We start from the raw sequence: 16,767 nt of genomic DNA, 5'->3' as shown, positions 1-16,767 counted from the left end.
GTGATGCTGCGTACATCGGTGTCGCGTGTGCTTGACGACAGCGACCGGGACGAGGTCCTAGCCCTGCTGGACACCGATCCGGTCGCCAACGTCTTCGTCTCCTCCAGGGTGCGGGCCGTCGGACTCAATCCGGCGCGGCTCGGCGGGCAGATGTGGGGATTCGGGCCGCGCGGTGGCCTCGTGTCACTCTGTTACGCCGGGGCCAACATGGTGCCGGTCGGCGCCGGTCCGGAGGCGGTCCACGCGTTCGCCGACCGTGCCCGCAAACAGGGGCGGCGCTGCTCGTCCATCGTGGGTCCCGTCGACGCGGTCTCCCTGCTGTGGGAGCGACTCGAGCCGTACTGGGGCCGGGCCCGCGCGATTCGCTGGGCGCAGCCCGTCATGGCCACCTCGCGCAAGCCGCCGGTGCCGGCCGATCCCCAGGTGCGCCGGGTGCGGCCGGAGGAGTTCGAGACCCTGCTGCCGGCGTGCGTGGCCATGTTCACCGAGGAAGTCGGCGTCTCGCCGAACCTCGGGGACGGCGGCGCGCTCTACCGCACCCGGGTCGCCGAGCTGATCAGGATCGGGCGCTCCTACGCGCGCATCGACGACGGCCGGGTCGTGTTCAAGGCGGAGGTGGGGGCGGTCACGCCGCAGGCCTGCCAGATCCAGGGCGTCTGGGTGCACCCCGAGCTGCGCGGCAAGGGGCACGCGGTGGCCGGCATGGCCGCGGTCGTGGAGGCCGCGATGGAGTGCTTCGCCCCCGTGGTGACGCTGTACGTCAACGACTACAACCGCTCGGCACGTGCCGTCTACAAGAAGGTGGGCTTCATGGAGGTCGACACCTTCATGTCCGTGTTGTTCTAGCTCGGTTGGCTAGCATTCCCGGCATGATCCTTGTTACGGGTGCCACGGGGAACGCGGGCGGGGCGCTGGTGCGCACGCTCGCCGGGTCGGGGGCGGAGGTCCGCGCCCTGGTGCGGCGCGAGGTCGAGCTGCCCGCTGAGCTCGCCTTAGGTGATCTGAACGATCCCGATTCGGTGGCGGGCGCGCTGGGCGGGGTGCGCGGGGTGTTCCTGCTGAGCGGGTACGACCGGATGGCCGAGACGCTGGCCGCGATCGCGCGGGCGGGGGTCGAGCATGTGGTGCTGTTGTCGGCCAGTTCCGCGGAGGCGGCCGATCTGAGCAATCCGATCTCGAAGTACCACGTGGAGTCCGAAGCGCTGGTACGGGAGTCGGGGGTGCCGTGGACGATCCTGCGGCCGCGTACGTTCATGTCGAACACGCTGCGCTGGGCGGACCAGCTGAAATCCGGAAATGTCGTGCGGGATTCCTTCCCTGACGTGGCCGTCGCGACCGTCGATCCCCTCGACATCGCCGCCGTCGCCGCCGCGTCGTTGACCGGGAAGGGGCACGACGGCCAGGTCTACGGGCTGACGGGCCCCGAGGCGCTGCGGCCCGCCGACCGGCTACGGATCCTCGGTGCGGTGCTCGGCAGGGAGCTGCGGTTCGAGGGGTTCACCGACGAGGAGGCCAGAGCGCGGATGCTGGAGCAGATGCCCGAGGCGTACGCGGAGGCGTTCATGGGCTTCTTCAGCCGCGGCGAGCTGGACGAGTCCGCCGTGCTGCCCACCGTCGAGCAGGTCACCGGGCGGCCGCCGCGCACGTTCGAGCAGTGGGCGGCGGCCAACGCGGAGGCGTTCGCCTAAAGACGGACGAGCTTGTCGAAGAGCCTGGCCAGCTCCGTTTCCGGGTCCGCGGTGAGACCCGCGTGCACGGGGCCGGCCTGCACGATCGTGCTGCGGGGCGCCGTCAGCCAGCGGAACCTGCCGCCGAGCGACTCCGCCTCCAGCGGTCCCGGGTGCTCTCCGCAGGCCAGCTCGTACGCGCTGAGCGCCCGGCGCACCTCGTCCACGTCGGCCGCCGGATCCAGCGCCCGCAGCCGCGCCGGGTCCAGCTCCACCCGGGCGCACAGGTAGTCGCGCGGCTGGCAATAGAGCAGCACGCCCGCGTTGATCTGCTCGCCCCGCTCCACCTTCGGGATCACCCGGATGACCGCGTACTCGTAGACATCCCTGGTCATCGGCCGCCTCCCCGCCAGAACTCGCCGACCGACCCCGGCCCCGGCCGCTGGCCCCGTTGCTCGCCGCGCACCAGCCACTCGCGCGGCCCGTGCGCCCGCCGCAACAGATGATCGACGTACGCCTCCCGTACGTCCTGCGCCGAGCCGAACCCCGGCTCGCCGTCCAGCCACTCGCCGGGCACCAGCGCGGTCACCGTCTCCAGCAGCTCGCGGGTGATCTTCCCCGACAACTCGGCGCCCGCGGCCGCCACGTCGCCGGCGTACGCGGCGAGCACGTGGTCGCCCGCGTCGAACGGCCGCTGCGGATCCGCCGTGGGCCAGTTGTGGTGGAACCAGAGAGCCGCGCCGTGGTCGATCAGCCAGGTCTCGCGGTGCCAGACCAGAAGGTTGGGGTTGCGCCAGCTCCGGTCGATGTTGTGGATGAGACCGTCGAACCACACCACCTTGGCCGCGAACACCGGATCCGCCACCCAGGCCAGCGGCTCGAAGCCCAGCGCGCCCGGCAGGAAGTCCACCGCCAGATTGAGCCCGGTGCTGGCCTTGAGCAGGTCCTGCACCTCCTCGTCCGGCTCGCGGATGCCGAGCTGCGGATCCAGGTCGATGATCTTGAGCTCGGGGGTCCTGAGCCCGAGCCGGCGGCCCAGCTCACCGGCGATGATCTCGGCGACCAGCACGCGGCGGCCCTGGCCCGCCTCACGGAACTTCACCACGTAGGTGCCCAGGTCGTCGGCCTCGACGACGCCGGGCAGCGACCCGCCCTCCCGCAACGGGGTCACATAACGGGTGGCCGCGATCTTATCCAGCACGACATGAGGCTATCGCCCACCGCCCCCACCCTCCTCCCCAGGCCCTCCGGCTGCCTGGGCAGGCCCACCACCAGCGCGGCGGGACCGCGAGCCGGCCTCGGGTGAGGTGGTCCGGCCGGGCGCGGTTGCCTGGGGACTGCCCGGCCGGACCCCGTCGGTCTGACCCGGTCACGGAGGGGGTGACCGGGTCAGAGCTTGGCGATGACCTCCTCGGCGAAGCGCTCCATGGTGGCGATCTTGAGCTCCAGCGTGCCCTCGCCGTACCGGGCCTTCTCTTCAGGGGTGGCCAGCCACCACGGGGCGGCCATCGTGCCGGTCACGCCCTTGGCGGCGAAGCGGCGGTACGTGGCGGCGTCCGGCAGCACGGCCAGCGGCGCGATGATGTCGATCTCTCTGCCGTCCAGCTGCCGGTGCAGCGTGTCCAGCACGGGGTCGAGCTGCTCCTCGGTGTAGATGCGGTTGCCGATCCACCCGTCGCCCAGCCGGGCGGCCCGCCGCAGGGCGGCCTCGCTGTCGCCGCCCACGTACACCGGGATCCGTTGAGAAGGGGTCGGCGAGATCGACAGGGGCGGGAGGCCGTCCAGCGTGACCGTCTCGCCGGCCCAGAGAGAGCGCAGCGCCGGAAGCATGGCGTCCAGCCGCCGCCCGCGCGTGTGGAAGTCCTGCCCCGTGGCGACGAACTCCTCCTTGCACCACCCCACGCCCACCCCGAAGGTCACCCGGTCCCGCGACAGCACAGCCGCCGTCGACACCTGCTTGGCCACGGTGAACAGGTCACGGGCGGGTGCGATGTAGACGTTCGGCGAGAAACGCAGGGAAGTGGTGACCGCCGCCATGGCCCCGATCGTCACCCACACGTCGGGCCAGTGCGTCTTGGCGTCCCAGCGGGGCTTGCCCGACCGCGAGTACGGGTACGGCGTGGCGAAGTCGGCGTAGAACAGGTGGTCCGACAACGTCAGCGTGTCGAACCCGCACCGCTCGGCCGCCCGCGCCAGCTCCACGAACTGATCGGCGTCGACGAACGAGGCCCCCAGCCAGATCTTCATCGAAACTCCGGCGCGACCTTGGTCGCGAACAGTTCCAGGTTGCGCTTGACCGTGTCCAGCGGCAGCACGCCCTGCTGCCCCTGCATGTAGAGCCCGAACCACTCCAGGTCCGGCATCCGGTCGAGCATCCGCTGGATGCCGCGCTTGACGTCGTCGGGCGTGCCGAACAGCGCCATCTCGACGTCGTTCATGCGCTTGGCGTCGCCCTTCTCGGGGGAGATGGGCTTGTGCTTCTCGTCCTCCTTCTTCCGTAGGACCTCCAGGTATCCGAAGGGCCCGAAGAAGGCGGCGAAGTCCTTCGGAATGCTGCGGCCGAAGGTGTTGATCGCCTGCTCGGTCGTGTCCGAGATCCCGACGATCTTCAGGATGCCGGTGTGCTCGCCCAGCTTGTAGTGGCGCCCCTGCCTGGCCGACTCTTCCTGGTACAGCTTGGCCTTGGCGGCGTGGTCATCCGGATTGGGGGTGAACATCCACGGCAGGATGTCCTCCTGCGCCGCCCTGATGACCGACCGGTCGGAGATCGTGAACGGTTGCCACAACTCCGGATGCGGGTTCTGGTACGGCCGTGGGCAGACCGACACGGCCACCACCTTGCCCTCGTCGTCCAGCTCCGCGGGCGCGCCGAAGGTCCGCGTCCAGTCCTGGGCGGGCCATCCCTCGATCCCGTCGTACGGGTAGGGCACCTGGTAGTCCAGCACGTCGGACTTGTAACGCAGGGTCTCCTGGGTCCACGCCATCTTCATGATCTTCAGCACCTCGCCGAAGACGTCGAAGTTGCGTGTGTCGGACGCCGACCCGTCCGAGCGGGCGGCGGCCGCGTGCCAGCGCTGGCCGAGGACGTTCATCCAGCGGTTCTGGTAGCCCCGGGCCACGCCCAGCCGCAACCGGCCCTTGGAGAACTGGTCGAGCAGCGCCACGTCCTCGGCCGCCCTGATCGGGTCCCAAGCGGGCAGCACGAGGCCGAGCGGCGCGAGCAGGATCCGCTCGGTACGCGCGGCGAGGTCGGTGAGGAACATCAGCGGATTGACCGAGAACTCCATGCCCTCGGAGTGGAAGTGGTGCTCGGTCATCATCAGCGCGTCGAAGCCGAGCTGGTCGGCGTGGACGGCTATCTCCCGCACCTCGTGCAGCAGCTTCTGGTACGACTCCGTGTCCCGCCCGATGGGACGCTTGGCCTTGGCGTTCTCCTCTGCCGCGTATCCAGAGCCTGGAATCTGCGGATTCAGGAAGATAGAAAACTTCACCGGGGACCTCTTTCCGCGGACGGTTCCTTCGCAAGGTACTCTGGAAATCTTAGCCGAGCAATCGCTTGGTTAACTACGAGGAGGGCGCATGAGGCTCGGCGTCACGATGTTCGCCACGGATCTCGCCATGCCGATCGACGAGCTGGCCAGAGCGGCGGAGGAACGCGGCTTCGACTCGCTCTACCTGCCGGAGCACACCCACATCCCGGTTTCGCGCCGCACGCCTCCGGCCGCCGGACAGGAGGAACTGCCCGAGGAGTACAAGCGCACGCTCGACCCCCTCGTCGCCCTCTCCTTCGCCGCCGCCGCGACCCGGAGCCTGCGCCTGGGCACCGGCATCCTGCTCGCCGCCCAGCGCGACCCCATCGTCACCGCCAAGGCCATCGCCACGCTGGACCACCTGTCGGGCGGGCGCGTCGTGGTCGGCGTCGGCTTCGGCTGGAACGTCGAGGAGATCGAGAACCACGGCGTCCCGTACGGCCGCCGCCGCGAGGTCGCCCGGCGCAACGTGCTGGCCATGCAGGCGCTCTGGCGCGACGAGGTGGCCTCGTTCGACGGCTTCGAGCCGTCCTGGTCCTGGCCGAAGCCCCTGAACGGGCCACCCGTGTACGTGGGCGGCGCCGCCGGGCCCAAACTGTTCGCCCACGTCGCCGAGTACGCCGAGGGCTGGATGCCGATCGGCGGCGCCGGCATCAAAGCCGCGCTGCCCGCGCTGCGTGAGGCGTGCGAGAAGGCGGAGCGGCCGATGGCCCGCGTCATCCCGTTCGCCACGCGGCCGACCAGTGAGAAGCTCGACTACTTCGCCGGTCTCGGCATCGAGGAGGCGGTCGCCACGCTGCCCAGCGCGCCGGCGGACACGGTCCTGCCGATTCTGGATCATTACGCCGCGCTCATCTAGGGGGCGGCATAATGCGGGGATATGTCCGAGCTACGTGTCGATGACCCACGCCAGTTGGGGTCGTACCGATTGACGCGCAGGCTCGGCCAGGGCGGCCAGGGCGTCGTCTACCTCGGCCACTCGCCGCAGGGGGCGCAGGTCGCGATCAAGCTGCTGCACGCCAGCCTGTCCGGGGATCCCGTCGTCCGGCGCAGGTTCCTCGGAGAGGTCGAGGCGGTGCGCCGGGTGGCGGCGTTCTGCACGGCCCAAGTACTCGACGCCGACCTCGAAGGGGACCGTCCCTACCTGGTCAGCGAGTACGTCGAGGGACCCTCGCTCCGGGAACACGTGGTCGCCAAGGGGCCGCGCCGCGGCGGCTCCCTCGACCGCCTGGCCATCGGCACCGCCACCGCGCTGGGCGCCATCCACCGGGCCGGGGTCGTGCACCGCGACTTCAAGCCGGGGAACGTGCTGCTCGGGCTCGACGGGCCGCGGGTGATCGACTTCGGCGTGTCCCGGCTCGTGAACACCACCGCCACCACCAACCAGATTCCCATCGGGACGCCGGCGTACCTGCCGCCCGAACGCATCAAGGGCGAGCCCGCCGGGCCGGCCGCCGATCTGTGGGCGTGGGGGCTGACCGTCGCGTACACCGCGACAGGGCGGCACTCGTTCACGGCGGACACCCTGCAGGAGGTCCTGGCCAGGATCCTGTACGGGAAGCCGGAGCTGGGGCCGCTGACCGGGCGCCTGCGGGAGATCGTGGAGGCGTGCCTGGCGCCCGAGCCGGGGGATCGCCCGGACTCCGAGGAGGTGCTGCGGTGGCTGCTGGGGCAGGACGCGGCGGCGGGCGACGACGTGCTGACGTCGGGCGCGATGGCCGCCGTCGGCCGCACCGCCTGGACCGGCGCGTCCTCCCTCACCGCCTCCGGAACCGGTGAGAGCCCTGTACGGCCTGCCGTGGGCCCCGGCATGACCACCGACCCCGACCCGACCACGAGCTTTCCCGCGATCACCCGCACCGTCCCCGAGGCGAAGCCCGCCAGGCGGCGGCCACGGCTCTGGCAAGTGGTCGTCGCCCTGGCCGGGGTGGCCATGGGGGTGGCCGGGTTCGTGTACTGGATGCAGGGCGCCCAGGGGCCCGGGCTGGAGGGGACGTGGACGGGTTCGGCCGAGCACTTCGACGCCCAGCGGGTCTTCCCCGTCGAGTTACGCCTGGGCTCCGGCGGCGGGGCCATGCGATGGGGCGCCGACCTGCGCTGTTCCGGGCGGCTGGGACGTACGGGGAGCGGGATGGTGTTCGCGCTCGACCGGGTCAAGGGCGAGGAGTGCTATCCGGGGACATTGCGGATGTTCCCGACCTCGTACGCCGACCAGCTGGCCATCAAGGTGACGCGTGAAGGTAAGGACGAGGTGACGTATTCGGGCACGGTTACCCGTACCTCTTGACCGGCTGTGTCACGGTCAGGCCGCGATTGCCCTGCACACCGTTGACTGTTGGCGACCGGTTGCTTTCAGTAGAAAGCGGGAAAACGGGTGGCGGCGAGGGGAGGCAGCCCCGTGCCAACGGCACAGCCGCTCAGAACGGGGGACCCGCAGCGACTCGGAGAGTACGCACTTTCCGGGCGCCTGGGTGAGGGCGGTCAGGGCGCGGTGTTCCTCGGTTCGCGGGGCGGGGAGACATACGCGGTCAAGCTGCTGCATGGACCGGTGGGGGACGAGCAGGCGGCGTTCTTACGGGAAGTCGAGCTGGCCAAGCATGTGGCGAGGTTCTGCACGGCCCAGGTGATCGACGCCGGGTTCGACGAGGGCCGGCCGTACATCGTGAGCGAGTACGTCGACGGGCCGTCCCTGCAGCGGGAGGTCGCGCTCACCGGGCCGCGGCGCGGCGGCGCGCTGGAGCGGCTGGCGGTCAGCACCGCGACCGCGATCGTGGCGATCCACCGCGCCGGCATCGTCCACCGGGACTTCAAGCCCCAGAACGTGCTGCTCGGGTCGGACGGGCCGCGTGTGATCGACTTCGGTCTGGCCAGGGCGCTGGACGCGGCCGCCACGATGAGCGGCAGAGGCGTGGGGACGCCCGCGTACATGGCGCCCGAGCAGATCACGGCGTCGGCCGTCACGGGGAAGGCGGACGTGTTCTCGTGGGGCGCCACGATGTGCTTCGCGGCCAACGCGTCGGCGCCGTTCGGGCAGGACTCGGTGGCGCCGGTGCTGCACCGCATCCTCACCGCCCCGCCGGAGCTCGGGCGGCTGGAAGGGCGGCTGCGTACGCTGGTCGAGGCCTGCCTGGACAAGGACGCACGAAACCGGCCGAGCAGCCGGGAGCTGCTGTTCGAGCTGCTGGGGGAGTCCACCGGCGAGGTGCCGGCCGAGATCCTCAACACGCCACCGCCGCACATCCTGCGGATCGCCCCGTCCCTGATTCCCGAGCCGCGCCCGGCCGAGAGCGGGCCGAGTGCGGAGGAACCCTCTTCCGGAGCTCTGCCGGGTGCCGGCTCGCCCCTGGCGGAGCCCGAGGCCACGGGTGTGCCCGGCGGCTACCTGCTGCCGGGGCCGGCGGGCGACGCCCGGGAGTCCGGTGGGCGGGATCGCGACCAGGCGGCGGCCCATCAGGCGCCGGACCCTGCCGGCTCCTCCGGTGACGGCGGTTCGGCGTCCGGATCCGGTGGCCCGGCGGGTCATATCGGGCTCACATCCGGTCCAGGCGGCCCAAGCGGATCGGCCGATGGCGGTGGGCTCACGTCCGGGCCTGGGCCCGAGGCGGGGTTCGGGCGGCGTGGCAACGGCTGGCCGAGGGCGGCCATCGCCGTCTGCGTGGCCCTGCTGGCGACCGCCGCCGTGCTGATCGCCGTGATCGTGCCCACATTGAACGACACCCCCCAGCCGCCGCAGGCGGCCGGGCCCGCCGCACCTCCGAAGTCGGCGCCCACGGCGTCCAAGTCCTTCACCCCGAAGCCGTCCCCGACCAGGCCCAAGGAGACACAGGAAGCCCGCAAGCCGCCCGTCGACCCGCCGGTCACGCAGCCTGTGACGGTCCCGATCCCGGCGCTGAACGGACTGGACCGGGCCAAGGCGATCAAGGCCATCAAGGGAGCCGGGCTGGTGCCCGGGCCCGTCACGCAGGTCGACTCGCCGCAGAAGGTCGGGCAGGTGCTGAGCAGCAAGCCCGCCTCCGGCGCGGTCGTGGCCAAGGGCAGCACGGTCTCGCTGCAGGTGTCGGCCGGGCTGGCCGTGCCGTCCGTCGCCGGCCTCCGGCGCAAGGCCGCCGAGGCCGCCCTGACCGGCGCGGGCCTCGCCGTCGGGACCGTCACCCGTACCTGCTCGGACCAGCCGAACGGGCGGGTGCTCGGCAGCCTGCCCCAGGCGGGCAAGCGGGTGGCGGGCGGCACCCCGGTGGCGCTCACGGTGGCCCGGACGGGTGCCGACGTGCCGTCCGTGGTCGGGCAGTCCGCGGAGGACGGGCGGGCCGCGCTGGTGGCGGCGGGCTTCAGGGTTCAGTCCCAGGGGCAGGTCGTGGAGGATGAGGCACGGGTGGGGAGCGTTTTGGGGCAGAGTGTCCAGCCGGGCACGTGCGCGCAACCGGGCGCCGTCGTGGTGATCGTCGTCGGCCTGGAGAGCCAGTCGGGCCCCGACCCCACCGAACCCTCGGACACCCCGTCCGGCCCGGTCTCCGGCGAGTAGGCGCTCACCCCGCCACGCCGTGCCGGTCACCTGCGCCGTGTCAGGTGGTGAGCGTTGCGGGCGTGGTCAGGCGCATCGCCTCATCGACGCGTCCGGTCCAGGGGGATGGTCTCGCCGTGCAGGCGTGATCTCTCGGCGGCCCAGGCCACGAGGTGGCTGTGCAGGCTCTCGCCGGGCGAGGACAGGATCGGCGTGCGATCTCTCGTGGCGACCGCCGTCAGGAACGCCTCCACCAGCGCCTCGTCACCACCCCCGTGGCCGCCCCTGGCAGTCGCGTCGCCTCTCGGGTGGGTTTCGACGGTCTCCGAGCGGCCGGTGACGAAGTCGTGGACGGTCAGGCGGTCACCGTCGCCGTCGATGGAACCGTGCGTACCGAAGATCCGGGTCTGCCGGTGCAGCGCCGGGGTGAAGCCGGTCATGGTGAACGACGCGGTGACGCCGCCCTCGAGCTCCATGTTCACCACCTGGTGGTCGACCACGTCGTTGTCGCACGCGTACACGCATCTGCCGTACGGGCCGGTCCTGAGGGCCTCCAGCACGCCCTCCTCCGAGACGTCGTCGGTGAGAACCGACAGCGGCCACGCCTCGCGCCCGGCCAGCGGCAGATAGATGCGCCTGGCCGAGTACGGGCAGCCGGCCTCGACGGCGCAGTCGAGACAGCGGTCGGCCGCGCCGGCGGGCCGGTTCTCCGGGCGGAAGTGCTTGAGGCCGCCGAAGGACGACACTCGGGTGACCTGCTTGCCGGTCAGGTGCACCAGCCAGTCGAGGTCGTGGCAGGACTTGGCGAGCAGCATGAACGTGGACTCGTCCGTACGCCGCCAGTTGCCCCGCACGTACGAGTGCGCCTGGTGCCACCAGCCGACCGGCTCCAGGTGCTGGATGCTGACGATCTCCCCGATCCGGCCGCCGTCGAGCAGCGCCTTCAACGTCCGCGTGTACGGCGTGTAGCGCATCACGTGACAGACCGCGAAGATCGCGTCCGATCGTCCGGCGGCCGCGACGATCGTCCGGCAGTCGTCCTCGGAGACGGCCATCGGCTTCTCCAGCAGGATGTCGTACCCGAGCTCGGCGAAGCGCACCGCGGGCTCGACGTGGTCGCGGTCCTGGGTGGCGACGATGACCGCGTCGGCCTGGCGGGGCAGCGCGGCCAGCTCCCGCCAGTCGGCGTGGTGCTTCGCGTGGGGGAAGCGGCCACGGCGGCCGGGGAGCGGGTCGGCCACCGCGACCACACGCGCCCGTCCGGTCGCGACGGCGTGGCGGGCGTACGAGGTCCCTCGCGAACCCGCGCCGACGACGGCGAGAGTCACCATTGCGCCTCCACTTATGTAACTAGTTAACGTATGTCGGCCGATGCTAGGATCCTGGCTGATAACCGTCAATAGGGCAGTTATCGGAAAGGGTCTCATAAGTGACCGAGCTCCGGCCGGGTGACGCGTCGCTCCTGCGCAAGATGAACACCCAGGTCACGCTCAGGGCCCTGCGTCGGGAGGGCGTGGCCACGCTGACGCAGCTCGGCCGCGTCACCGGGCTGTCCAGGCAGACGGTGGAGGCGGTGCTCGACGCGCTGCGCGAGCGCGGCTACGTCAGGGAGATGCCGCCCGACGAGGGCGTGATGGGGCGGCCCGCGCGGCGGTTCGGGTTCCGCGCCGACGCCGGCTACGTGGTGGGCGTGGAGGTCGGCGGCGACGGCATCGTGGCCGCCCTGTCCGATCTCAACGGAGACGTCATCGCCTGGGAGCGGGCCGGCGTCTCCGGCGACGCGGCGGCGCACGAGCGGCTGGAGTCGGCCCGGCGTACCGTTGTGGCCTGCGTGGACGGGGCGGGCGTGGCGCGCAGGCACGTGTGGGCGGTGGCGGCGGGGACCCCGGGCATCGTGGACCGCACCGGCCGGGTGTCACTGTCGATCGCTCTGCCCGGCTGGACCGGGGTGGACCTGGCCGGGCTCGCCGGGCGCTGGTTCGGCGGGACCGCGCTGGCCGCCAACGACGCCAACCTGGCCGCGCTCGCCGAGCACTGGCGCGGCAGCGCCCAGCACGCCTCCGACGTCGTGTACATCCTGGCCGGCCACCGCGCCGGCGCCGGCGTCCTGATCGGCGGCCGGTTGCACGCCGGGCGCCACGGGGCCGCGGGCGAGATCGGCACGCTGCGCCAGGTCGGCTGGGAGGACGCCGCCCGCGAACTGGTCAAGGACGCCTCGGCGGCGGAGGTGTTGGAGGCGGCGCTCCGGGGTGATCGGGACGCCGTGCGGCGGGTCGACCGCTACGCCGAGAACCTCGCGATCGGCGCCTCGGCGCTCGTCCTGGCCGTCGACCCCGACCTGCTGGTGCTCGGCGGCGGCCACACGTGGGCCGGCGACGTGCTGCTCGACCCGCTCCGGCGGCACCTGGCCGAGATGTGTGTGAGCGTGCCGGAGGTCGCCGTGTCCACGTTCGGGGACGAGGGGGTGGCGCTGGGCGCGGTACGCCTCGCGCTCGACCACGTCGAACGGGAGGTCCTCGGCCTCTAAAGGGCCCGGCAGGCTTCCAGCAGTACGGCTCTGACCTGCTCCTCCGGCAGGTCCATCGTCTTGACCGCGCCCCACTGCAGCGCGCCGAGCAGGGCCCAGCTCTTGAGCCTGATCGCGGGATCGGGGTCGTCACCCACGAGCTTGGCGTAGATCTCGTCCCTGTACGTCCTGATCGTCGCCCGCTCGGAGCCGGGCGAGACGGACTCGTCGCCCGCCAGGTCCTCCATGAACAGCCGGATCACGGAGCGGTAGCGCACCGCGAACTCGACCAGCGCGTCCACGAACTCCTGCCGGGTCGCGTAGTCGGTGCCCAGCAGCGCCAGCATGTCGCCGGCCGACGGGGACAGCAGCTCCGAGGCCAGGCGGTCCTTCGGGTGGAAGTGGTACGCGACGGCGGTCTTGGTCAGGCCGACGGCGGCGGCGATGTCGGCCAGGGAGGTGGCCGCGTAGCCGCGCTCGGCGAACAACTCCCTGGCGGCGGCCAGGATCCGGGTGCGCGTGTCGTCGGCTGTGGTCATCGTCTCATTTTGGGGCTGGCTACAGCTTTCCGGCTATATCCCCTTTTATCGTATGTCCTGTACGACCGTACAGGACGGGCGTCGAGTTGGGGGCGGGGCGATGACGCGGTTGCTGGGACGGCTGGGCGGTTGGTGCGCGCGGCACGGGAAGATCGTACTGCTGTTATGGGTGGCCCTGGCCGCCGGGCTGATGGGGGCCAGCCTCGCGTTCAGCAGCCCCACCAGCAACGACGCGAGCATCCCCGGCACCGACGCGCAACGCGCGCACGACCTCATGAAGGAGGGCTTCGGGCCGGGCTACGGTCAGGGCGGAACGGTCCAGCTGCTGCTCTACTCCGCCGACGGGCCGCTCATCGAGGAGAAGCGCAAGCGGGCCGTCGAGGCGTCGATCGACCGGATCCGCACGATGCCGCACGTCGTCCAGGTGGACACCCCGTACCGCAAGGGCGGCATCGCCTCCAACCTGCAGATCGGGCTCATCACGATCCGCATGCAGGGCCACGACGTCGACAAGCTCGCCGAGACCACCCAGGCCCTGTCGAAGGCCGCGGACCCGGCGCGCGCCGCCGGGCTCGAGGTCGTGCCGGCCGACGGCTCCACCCCCGCCGACAAGGAGATCAAGACCGGGCCCAGCGAGATCATCGGCGTGGTGTGCGCGCTGCTGGTGCTGGTGTTCGCCTTCGGGACGCTGGTGGCCGCGATGATCCCGATCTTCGCGGCGCTGGTCAGCGTGGCGACCGGGCTCGGCGTGATCGGGTTGCTCGGCTGGGTCGTGGACATGCCCAAGCAGGCCGGGATCATGGCCACGATGATCGGGCTCGGCGTGGGCATCGACTACGCGCTGTTCCTGCTGTCCCGCCATCGCCGGTTGCTGGCCGAGGGCGTGCCGGTCGTCGAGTCCGTACGGCGGACGGTCGCGAGCTCGGGTGGTGCGGTCGTGTTCGCGGGCGGCACCGTGATCATCGCGTTGAGCGCGCTGATGCTGGCCGGATTCCCGCTGCTGGCCACGCTCGGCTGGGTCACCGGCATCTCCGTCGTCGCCGCCGTGCTGACCTCGATCACGCTCGTCCCCGCCATGCTCGGGATCCTCGGCCACCGCGTCAACGCCCTCAAGATCTTCAGGAGCTCCGGCTCGTCAGGCTCCGGCTGGGCGGGTCTCGGGTCGTGGGTGGCGCGCCGTCCGTGGCGGGTGCTGCTGGCCAGCGTGGTCGTGCTGGGCGCGCTGGCCGCCCCCGCGCTCGCGCTCAAGCTGGGACCGCTCGACGAGGGGTACGGCACCCAGGGCTCGGACTCCCGGCGCGCGTACGAGCTGATGGCCACCGGCTTCGGCCCCGGCGCCAACGGGCCGCTGGTCGTGGTCGCCGAGCTGCCCGCGAAGGCCGGCGGGGCCAAGGATCCGCTGGTGAAGCAGGTCGTGAGCGAGGTGAAGGCGATCGACGGCGTCGCCCACGTGGCCGACCCCAAGGTCAACGAATCGGGCCGCTCGGTCCTGCTGCAGACCGTCACCGAGTACGCCCCCAGCGACAGCCGGGCCGCCGGCGTCGTCAGGGACATCAGGGCCCTCTCGTTGCCCGGCGTCGACGTGCACGTCGGCGGCAAGGTCGCGGGAATGACCGACGCCGGGGACCGCATGGCCGAGCGCACCCCGCTCGTCATCGGCGTGGTGGTGCTGCTCAGCGCCCTGCTCCTGCTGCTCGCCTTCCGTGCGCCGGTCGTCGCGATCAAGGCCGCGGTGATGAACCTGGTCTCGCTCGGGGCCGCGTTCGGCGCGCTGGCGCTGGTGTTCTCGATCGGGCTGGGCAGCGGGCTGGTGGGCATGGACCCGCCGGTGAACTCCTCCTACCTGCAGACGCTCTTCTTCACGGTGCCGATCGAGAGCTACGTGCCGCTGATGTTGTTCGCGGTGCTGTTCGGGCTGTCGATGGACTACGAGGTGTTCCTGCTGACGGCGGTGCGGCAGGCGTACACGCGGCATGGGCGCAACGCGCGGTCGGTGGCGGAGGGGCTCGGCGCGACCGGCCGGGTCATCACGTCCGCCGCGCTGATCATGGTGGCCGTCTTCGTGGCGTTCATCGCGTACCCGGACCCGATGGTCAAGACGTTCGGCGTGGGGCTGGCGGTGGCGATCGCCGTGGACGCCACCATCATCCGCGGTTTCCTGGTGCCCGCCACGATGGTGCTGCTGGGGCGGGCGAACTGGTGGTGCCCGCGCTGGCTGGACCGGCTCCTGCCGAACCTGTCCGTGGAGGGGCACGAGGAGGAGAAGGACCAGCCGGCCCCGCGTCGCCGCGAGCCCGTCGAGGCGGGCGTCTAACGGGGTCGCCGAGGCCGGTGAGGGTGGAATCAGCTCTGGATCCGCGCCGGCCTCACACCATGTACTGGTCGTGGCGCAGGTACAGCTCGGCCCACTCCTCGGCGGTGAGCCGGCGGCCGGTGGTGGCGAGGTCGGCGAGCTCCTCGAAGTAGGCCTCGCGGGGCGCGCCCGGGGTGAAGAGGATCAGCATCGAGGCGGGTTCGCCGGACTCGTTGCGGAAGCCGTGGATGCCGCCCTCAGGGACGTGGAGGAAGTCGCCGGTCCGGCCGTCCACCCACTTCTCGCCGGTGTAGAGGCGCACGGTGCCGGACAGCACGTAGAAGGACTCGGTGATCGTGCGGTGGAAGTGCGCGCCCGCGCCTCCGGGCTTCGGGCCCATCTCCCATCGGTAGAGGCCGAACGCGCCGTTGGTGGAGCCGCCGGTACCGAGGTAGTGCACCTGCGTGCCGCCGGCGCCCATCGTGAGGTCGGGTTGCGCGTCGGCCGGGCGCAGCACGCTGCTGATTTCGCCGGACTTGTCGAGGTATCGGGGGTCTGGATAGGACATGTCGGCAGAATAACCTCTCAGGTCTCCGAAGCCTCGGAGAACGTGATCACTGTGCGGGCGACCGAGCCCTGGCGCACATGGGCGACGGCCTCGTTGATCTGGTCGAGTGGGAGGCGTTCCGAGATCAGGCCGTCGAGGTCGAGCCGGCCCTGGAGGTATTGCCCCGCCAGCATCGGCAGGTCGCGGTGCGGTGCGGAGTCACCGCCCTGGGTGCCCATGAGGCGGCGGGAGGCGAACAGCAGGCCGGGGTCCAGCTCCACCGGGTGGCCCGCCGGCGGGCTGCCGACCATGACCGTGGTGCCGCCGGGCTGGGTCGCGCCGAACGCCTGCGCCAGCACGCCGGGGGCGCCCGTCGCGTCGAAGGCGTAGTCGACGCCGCCCTTCACCAGCTCGCCCACCTGCCGGGGCAGATCCTCGGCCAGGAGCGTGTGGGTGGCGCCGAAGCGGACGGCCAGTTTGAGCTTCTGGTCGGCCACGTCGGCGGCGACGATCGTGGTGGCGCCCGCCAGCACCGCGCCCTGGATGACGTTGAGCCCCACCCCGCCGCAGCCCACGACGAGGACGGAGGCGCCGGGCGCGACCCCGGCGACGTTCAGGACCGCGCCGACGCCGGTGACGACGCCGCAGGCCAAGAGGCACATCGCGGCGAAGGGCGCGGTCTTCGCGATCTTCACGCACATGGTCTCGGCGACGACCGCGTACTCGGCGAACGAGCCGATGCCGATGAAGCGGCGGGTCTCCTGGCCGTCCAGGGTGATCCGGGGCAGGCCGCCCATGATGGTCGGCAGCCGGGCGGGGCCCGTGCACAGGTGGAAGCGGCCCGCGCCGCACTGGCGGCAGCGGCCGCAGGGGCCGTTCATCGCGATGATGACGTGGTCGCCGGGCTTGACGGTGGTGACACCCGCGCCGACGCTCTCCACCACGCCCGCGCTCTCGTGTCCGAGGATGAACGGCAGCCTGCTCACGACGGGGCTCTTGCCGTCGATGGCCTTGAGATCGGAGGCGCACACGCCCGACGCCTTGATCTGCACGCGGACCTCGCCGGGGCCGGGATCGGCGATCTCCACCTCGCGGATCTCCATGGGGGCGTGGAACCCGGTCAGTACGGCCGCGCGCATCAGCATGCGCCACACGGTAACCCGGTGGCCGAATTGTGAGCAAGC

General features: G+C 71.6%; 15 protein-coding genes. 7 read left to right on the top strand and 8 right to left on the bottom strand.

Annotation, left to right across the window (positions count from 1 at the left end; all coding sequences use genetic code 11):
• Positions 1-3: 3 nt before the first annotated feature.
• Positions 4-846: a GNAT family N-acetyltransferase gene (locus tag ACIBX3_RS45495; protein ID WP_397126906.1), complete on the top strand. Its 843-nt coding sequence runs from the start codon at positions 4-6 to the stop codon at positions 844-846.
• Positions 847-869: 23 nt separating this feature from the next.
• Positions 870-1,688: an NAD(P)H-binding protein gene (locus ACIBX3_RS45490; RefSeq protein ID WP_397126873.1), complete on the top strand. Its 819-nt coding sequence runs from the start codon at positions 870-872 to the stop codon at positions 1,686-1,688.
• Here ACIBX3_RS45490 and ACIBX3_RS45485 read toward each other — a convergent pair.
• The 4 genes from ACIBX3_RS45485 to ACIBX3_RS45470 all read right to left on the bottom strand — a co-directional run bounded on the left by ACIBX3_RS45485 (position 1,685) and on the right by ACIBX3_RS45470 (position 5,158).
• On the bottom strand, positions 1,685-2,062 hold the full coding sequence (locus tag ACIBX3_RS45485; protein WP_397126872.1) for a DUF3037 domain-containing protein: 378 nt from the start codon (positions 2,060-2,062) through the stop codon (positions 1,685-1,687). The two genes, ACIBX3_RS45490 and ACIBX3_RS45485, sit on opposite strands and share 4 nt — an antisense overlap.
• Positions 2,059-2,868, bottom strand: coding sequence for a HipA family kinase (locus ACIBX3_RS45480; protein ID WP_397126871.1), 810 nt, complete (start codon positions 2,866-2,868; stop codon positions 2,059-2,061). The genes ACIBX3_RS45485 and ACIBX3_RS45480 overlap by 4 nt, the downstream gene beginning before the upstream one ends.
• A 188-nt stretch (positions 2,869-3,056) precedes the next feature.
• Positions 3,057-3,914 (bottom strand): TIGR03619 family F420-dependent LLM class oxidoreductase, encoded by an 858-nt coding sequence (locus tag ACIBX3_RS45475; protein WP_397126870.1) that lies wholly within the window; start codon positions 3,912-3,914, stop codon positions 3,057-3,059.
• Complete coding sequence (locus ACIBX3_RS45470; protein WP_397126869.1) at positions 3,911-5,158, bottom strand: LLM class flavin-dependent oxidoreductase; 1,248 nt, start codon at positions 5,156-5,158, stop codon at positions 3,911-3,913. The genes ACIBX3_RS45475 and ACIBX3_RS45470 overlap by 4 nt, the downstream gene beginning before the upstream one ends.
• A gap of 88 nt (positions 5,159-5,246) precedes the next feature.
• Here ACIBX3_RS45470 and ACIBX3_RS45465 point away from each other — a divergent pair, with 88 nt between their 5' ends.
• From ACIBX3_RS45465 to ACIBX3_RS45455, 3 genes are all read left to right on the top strand, one after another.
• A complete protein-coding gene (locus tag ACIBX3_RS45465; protein ID WP_397126868.1) occupies positions 5,247-6,056 on the top strand; it encodes a TIGR03619 family F420-dependent LLM class oxidoreductase in 810 nt (269 codons plus the stop codon).
• Positions 6,057-6,077: 21 nt separating this feature from the next.
• The gene (locus ACIBX3_RS45460; protein ID WP_397126867.1) at positions 6,078-7,484 is read left to right on the top strand and encodes a protein kinase; all 1,407 of its coding nucleotides are present in this window, start codon (positions 6,078-6,080) and stop codon (positions 7,482-7,484) included.
• Between the two features lie 111 nt (positions 7,485-7,595).
• Positions 7,596-9,719 carry a PASTA domain-containing protein gene (locus ACIBX3_RS45455; protein WP_397126866.1) on the top strand — a complete coding sequence of 708 codons (2,124 nt, stop codon included), beginning with the start codon at positions 7,596-7,598 and terminating at the stop codon, positions 9,717-9,719.
• Between the two features lie 80 nt (positions 9,720-9,799).
• On the opposite strand, the gene ACIBX3_RS45450 is transcribed toward ACIBX3_RS45455, so the two are convergent.
• Positions 9,800-11,029, bottom strand: a complete 1,230-nt coding sequence (locus ACIBX3_RS45450; protein WP_397126865.1) for a Gfo/Idh/MocA family protein — start codon at positions 11,027-11,029, stop codon at positions 9,800-9,802.
• A gap of 98 nt (positions 11,030-11,127) precedes the next feature.
• Between ACIBX3_RS45450 and ACIBX3_RS45445 the strand changes: the two genes are divergently transcribed.
• Positions 11,128-12,225, top strand: coding sequence for an ROK family protein (locus ACIBX3_RS45445; RefSeq protein ID WP_397126864.1), 1,098 nt, complete (start codon positions 11,128-11,130; stop codon positions 12,223-12,225).
• Here the strand turns inward: ACIBX3_RS45445 and ACIBX3_RS45440 are convergent.
• A complete protein-coding gene (locus ACIBX3_RS45440; RefSeq protein WP_397126863.1) occupies positions 12,222-12,743 on the bottom strand; it encodes a TetR family transcriptional regulator in 522 nt (173 codons plus the stop codon). The genes ACIBX3_RS45445 and ACIBX3_RS45440 overlap by 4 nt on opposite strands.
• A gap of 100 nt (positions 12,744-12,843) precedes the next feature.
• On the opposite strand from ACIBX3_RS45440, the gene ACIBX3_RS45435 reads away from it, so the two are divergent.
• Positions 12,844-15,057 (top strand): MMPL family transporter, encoded by a 2,214-nt coding sequence (locus tag ACIBX3_RS45435; protein ID WP_397126862.1) that lies wholly within the window; start codon positions 12,844-12,846, stop codon positions 15,055-15,057.
• A 52-nt stretch (positions 15,058-15,109) separates the two neighbouring features.
• Here the strand turns inward: ACIBX3_RS45435 and ACIBX3_RS45430 are convergent, their stop codons facing one another.
• Positions 15,110-15,604, bottom strand: a complete 495-nt coding sequence (locus ACIBX3_RS45430; protein ID WP_397126861.1) for a cupin domain-containing protein — start codon at positions 15,602-15,604, stop codon at positions 15,110-15,112.
• 17 nt (positions 15,605-15,621) lie between these two features.
• Positions 15,622-16,728, bottom strand: coding sequence for an alcohol dehydrogenase catalytic domain-containing protein (locus tag ACIBX3_RS45425; RefSeq protein ID WP_397126860.1), 1,107 nt, complete (start codon positions 16,726-16,728; stop codon positions 15,622-15,624).
• Between the last annotated feature and the right edge of the window lie 39 nt (positions 16,729-16,767).

The sequence above is a fragment of the Nonomuraea sp. NPDC049480 genome, from assembly GCF_044465905.1.
Taxonomy (GTDB): Bacteria; Actinomycetota; Actinomycetes; order Streptosporangiales; family Streptosporangiaceae; genus Nonomuraea.
Note: the sequence above shows the minus strand (reverse complement) of the source record. Positions and strands in the feature narration are given on the sequence as shown.

Coding starts and splice junctions, on each gene's coding strand:
- ACIBX3_RS45495 (WP_397126906.1), top strand. CDS start 4: ATGCTGCGTACATCGGTGTCGCGTGTGCTTGACGACAGCGACCGGGAC.
- ACIBX3_RS45490 (WP_397126873.1), top strand. CDS start 870: ATGATCCTTGTTACGGGTGCCACGGGGAACGCGGGCGGGGCGCTGGTG.
- ACIBX3_RS45485 (WP_397126872.1), bottom strand. CDS start 2,062: ATGACCAGGGATGTCTACGAGTACGCGGTCATCCGGGTGATCCCGAAG.
- ACIBX3_RS45475 (WP_397126870.1), bottom strand. CDS start 3,914: ATGAAGATCTGGCTGGGGGCCTCGTTCGTCGACGCCGATCAGTTCGTG.
- ACIBX3_RS45465 (WP_397126868.1), top strand. CDS start 5,247: ATGAGGCTCGGCGTCACGATGTTCGCCACGGATCTCGCCATGCCGATC.
- ACIBX3_RS45460 (WP_397126867.1), top strand. CDS start 6,078: ATGTCCGAGCTACGTGTCGATGACCCACGCCAGTTGGGGTCGTACCGA.
- ACIBX3_RS45450 (WP_397126865.1), bottom strand. CDS start 11,029: ATGGTGACTCTCGCCGTCGTCGGCGCGGGTTCGCGAGGGACCTCGTAC.
- ACIBX3_RS45440 (WP_397126863.1), bottom strand. CDS start 12,743: ATGACCACAGCCGACGACACGCGCACCCGGATCCTGGCCGCCGCCAGG.
- ACIBX3_RS45435 (WP_397126862.1), top strand. CDS start 12,844: ATGACGCGGTTGCTGGGACGGCTGGGCGGTTGGTGCGCGCGGCACGGG.
- ACIBX3_RS45430 (WP_397126861.1), bottom strand. CDS start 15,604: ATGTCCTATCCAGACCCCCGATACCTCGACAAGTCCGGCGAAATCAGC.
- ACIBX3_RS45425 (WP_397126860.1), bottom strand. CDS start 16,728: ATGCTGATGCGCGCGGCCGTACTGACCGGGTTCCACGCCCCCATGGAG.